6 protein-coding genes are annotated in these 3,270 nt (G+C 63.5%); 4 read left to right on the top strand and 2 right to left on the bottom strand.

Annotation, left to right across the window (positions count from 1 at the left end; genetic code table 11):
- The 4 genes from EN969_RS23275 to EN969_RS23260 all read left to right on the top strand — a co-directional run.
- A partial coding sequence (locus EN969_RS23275) for a SagB/ThcOx family dehydrogenase (protein WP_164758438.1) occupies window positions 1-1,031 on the top strand: 1,031 nt, incomplete at its 5' end.
- Window positions 1,032-1,099: 68 nt separating this feature from the next.
- Window positions 1,100-1,354, top strand: coding sequence for a hypothetical protein (locus EN969_RS23270; protein WP_024504721.1), 255 nt, complete (start codon window positions 1,100-1,102; stop codon window positions 1,352-1,354).
- A gap of 4 nt (window positions 1,355-1,358) precedes the next feature.
- Window positions 1,359-1,619 (top strand): hypothetical protein, encoded by a 261-nt coding sequence (locus EN969_RS23265; RefSeq protein WP_024504722.1) that lies wholly within the window; start codon window positions 1,359-1,361, stop codon window positions 1,617-1,619.
- A gap of 128 nt (window positions 1,620-1,747) precedes the next feature.
- The gene (locus EN969_RS23260; protein WP_063170396.1) at window positions 1,748-2,068 is read left to right on the top strand and encodes a hypothetical protein; all 321 of its coding nucleotides are present in this window, start codon (window positions 1,748-1,750) and stop codon (window positions 2,066-2,068) included.
- Window positions 2,069-2,093: 25 nt separating this feature from the next.
- Here EN969_RS23260 and EN969_RS23255 read toward each other — a convergent pair whose 3' ends face one another.
- Together EN969_RS23255 and EN969_RS23250 are read right to left on the bottom strand one after the other, a co-directional pair.
- Window positions 2,094-3,038, bottom strand: a complete 945-nt coding sequence (locus EN969_RS23255) for an energy transducer TonB (RefSeq protein WP_063169481.1) — start codon at window positions 3,036-3,038, stop codon at window positions 2,094-2,096.
- Window positions 3,035-3,270, bottom strand: a 236-nt coding sequence (locus EN969_RS23250; protein ID WP_206525211.1) for a biopolymer transporter ExbD, incomplete at its 5' end; no start/stop codon positions are given. The genes EN969_RS23255 and EN969_RS23250, both read right to left, overlap by 4 nt.

Raw genomic sequence — 3,270 nt, 5'->3', positions numbered from 1 at the left:
ACCCCGGACCGAACAAGGTCACGGCATGCAACTTCCTGACCAGAAGCGTCTTCGAATGCAGCCCTGAGATGGTCGGCCTTCTCGCATCGTGGGACAAATGGGCATCGACGGCGGACATTGCCCGCGCCCATGGGTGGTCGAAGTCCGAGTTGAAGGCTGTCGTTCCGCAGTTGCTCGATTTTTCCGCCCTGGTCACCGCCGGATCGCCTCTCGCCGAGCAGGAGGAACAATTTTCAGGACAATGGAGTTGGGGGCTTCCGACGGCGCTGATGCATTTCTGCGTCCAGGACAGCGAATACATGACCATCGAGCAGGCGGAAGAGCGGCAGATAGAACGCGCCGGCCATACGCCGCAGCCGGACCTCCTGCTCAAGAATTCCGCCGGCGCTATCCAGCTGCCGAATGCACTGGAAGACAACGAACTTCTTAGCTTGATGGCGCGGCGCCGCACCAACCGCACGGCGGCTCAGCCCACCATCACAGCCAAACAGCTTTCCGATTGCCTGTTCGCAGGGCTCGGCATCATCGGCGAGACCGCCAATTGCGTTGGCACCCTGCCGCTTGGCATGACCCCTTCCGGCGGCGCGCGGAATCCCTATGAGGCCTATGTGGTCGCGCTCGGCGTCGATGGCCTCGAGCCCGGTGTCTATCATTATTCCGCCGCCGATCACGACCTTGGCAGGATTTCCGCGAACCATCTGCCGAAGATCTCCGAACTGGTCGGCGGACAGGAGTGGGCTGATAGCATGCCGTGCCTGATCCTGCTTTGCGCCAGGCTCGATCGCACGATGTGGAAATATGAGGACGCCAACGCCTATCGTGTCGTGCTGATCGAGGCCGGCCATATCGGCCAGAATATCATGCTGGCGGCGACCAATCATGGCCTGTCGGCATGTCCGACAGCCGCGCTCAATCATTCCGCCATCAAGCGGCTGCTTGGTCTCGACAGTCTCACCGACGCACCGATCTATGCCTTGACCCTCTCGACCCCGGAAAGAGACCCGTCCACCGCGAGCCAATCCATCAATTAGTCGACCAACAATGTGCAGTCCGGCCAGTAACGCGTTCCCCAGGGTATAACCAGAGACAGGAGCAGCACGTGCCAAATCAATCCTTACGCCAGTCGGAAATCGATAGTCTTCAATATATTTCGTCGATGACCAATGAGCTCGTGCAAATGGCCGAATCAAGCCGTTTTCCGATGATCTCCTATCTGCTGGGCATGGCCTATGCGGAGGCCTTCGACGTTCTTCGCGGCGCACGGCCGGCCAGGCATGCGCAGCTCAGCGGCAACCCGCTGCACCCCAAGGCGCAGGCAAAAGACAATCGTGCCGCCCAGCCACGGAGAGCGTAGCGACATGCAATCGTCAGCCGCATGCGCGGTGGCCGGCTCGACCTCCCGGCCAAACCGCTGGGAGACGCTGTGCGCGTTGCAAAGCCTGCTGCCGCTGCTGAAGAAAGCCGCGACGGATCTGCACCGCGCCGACATGGTCTACTGGTTCGAGCAGGCCGATGCCGAGGTCGCCAACATCATCAGGGGCCACCCCTCCGATGCAACCGCGATCCCGACCCTGATTGCATCCTGCCCGCAGGACCGGCATCCGGTCGCTCAGGCTTGATGCAAGTCGCCCGCCCAAACGCCACGCGCTTAGTGGTTCAGCGCCGCTGAACCGCTCTGATCACCAGCTTTCAGGCAATTCCAGACCGGAGCCTATTGCGCGCCTGGAATGCCAAGGGGGACCTGCACATGAACATGATAGCCAACATCAGAAGCGTCGATGCCAGGGAAAGCATTTTCAGTCGGCTCGACGTCTTGATCGCCAGGCGACCGCCATCGCCTGACGCCGCGCGGATCGAGGCCCGCCAACTCGTCTCGATGGCGATTGCCGACAGCTGCCAGGCCGACAGTCTCTGGGGTACAGTGGACGCCTTCCACGCCCATTTCGACTTCATGATGCAGACCATCGAGATCAACGGAGCCGATGACCCGAGCCTCGGGCTGTTGCGCACGAAATGCCGTTTCTATCTCGAACAGGTCGAGGCCCTGAGCCTGTCGCTGGCCTACTGACAGGCCGCTTCGATCAAATTCGGTCCTAGTTGCGCAGGCTGAACACGAACGGCGCTGTACGGCTCAGACGCGAACCGAGTTCCGGCGGCGGTGCCGGCACCGTGGCGCCTTGCAGCACGGCGAGCGCCGCACGGTCCAGATCCGCATCCCCTGAGGAACGAGAGAGCCTGGCAGACCGGACCCGGCCGGACGAGTCGACCGTGAAGGCGACATACGGCCTGCCTTCCACGCCTCGGGCCTTGGCAGAACTGGGATAGCGCGTGTGCCGCTTGATCCAGGCGCCCAGACGGGAGTCCCATTTGCTGGAGTCGCCGGAGCGCGACGTCGATTCCGCTGCCTTCGGCGCGGCGGTCCTGGCCGCGGGCCGTGCGTCGGCGCTGGCGACGGTTGCCGTCTTCGGCGGAGCCGCCTTCTCCTTCTTAAGCCGCGGCTTGGGCTTCTCGACAGGTTTTTTCGCCTTGGCCTCGACCGGTTTCTTGTCTTTGACAATTTCGACCGGTTTCGGCTGCGGCAAGGGAATGACGACGTCTGGCGTGACAGCCTCGACAACATCCGGGATGACCTCATCCGGCGGCGGCTGATCGGCCTGTTCAGCCGTTTCGGTCCGGTTGGGTTCGGCCTCGTCGGGCGCGACCGCTTCCGGTGGCTCGACAACCGGCTTCGCCTTTTCGACCGGTTCTTCAGGTGTCGGCTCGATCGTCGGTGTCGGTTCGGTCTGATCTGGCGTCACCGCGTCCAGCGCGGCGACCTGTTCTTGTACGGCCGGCATCACCACCATCGGCGCCATCTCGATCACCTGGGCCGGTGGCGGACCGCCGTCCGCTTCGGTGACCATGGTGAGATTCTGCACTGCATAGGCGACCGCGACATGGGCTCCGAGGACCAGCGCGGCAGCACCGGCCCACAAGCCAAGGTCGCGCCAGCCGAAGCGCGACATCTGGACCGAGGGCACGGCGACCGCTTGCGTCATGGCGCCGCCGCACGGGTGGCTGTGGGCGCGGGGGCATTGGACGCGGGAGCCGTCTCCAGGCCGACCAGCGCGATCTTCAGATAGCCGGCACCGCGCAACAGGTTCATCGCCTCCATCAGGTCGCCATAGGCGACCGCCTTGTCGGCGCGCAGGAAGATGCGCGTCTGCTTGTCGCCCTTGGTCTTGGCGTCCAGCGTCGCGCCGAAAGCCGGGCGTGGCACGCCGTCATTGC

It is taken from the genome of Mesorhizobium sp. M7A.F.Ca.CA.003.01.2.1, from assembly GCF_003998945.1.
In the GTDB taxonomy this organism is placed as follows: Bacteria; Pseudomonadota; Alphaproteobacteria; order Rhizobiales; family Rhizobiaceae; genus Mesorhizobium; species Mesorhizobium ciceri.
The sequence above is the reverse complement of the archived record's forward strand: the minus strand, read 5'-3'. Positions and strand labels throughout refer to the sequence as shown.

Bases quoted from the DNA above. Each gene is read 5' to 3' on its own strand.
- EN969_RS23255 (WP_063169481.1), bottom strand. From the start codon at position 3,038: ATGACGCAAGCGGTCGCCGTGCCCTCGGTCCAGATGTCGCGCTTCGGC.
- EN969_RS23260 (WP_063170396.1), top strand. From the start codon at position 1,748: ATGAACATGATAGCCAACATCAGAAGCGTCGATGCCAGGGAAAGCATT.
- EN969_RS23265 (WP_024504722.1), top strand. From the start codon at position 1,359: ATGCAATCGTCAGCCGCATGCGCGGTGGCCGGCTCGACCTCCCGGCCA.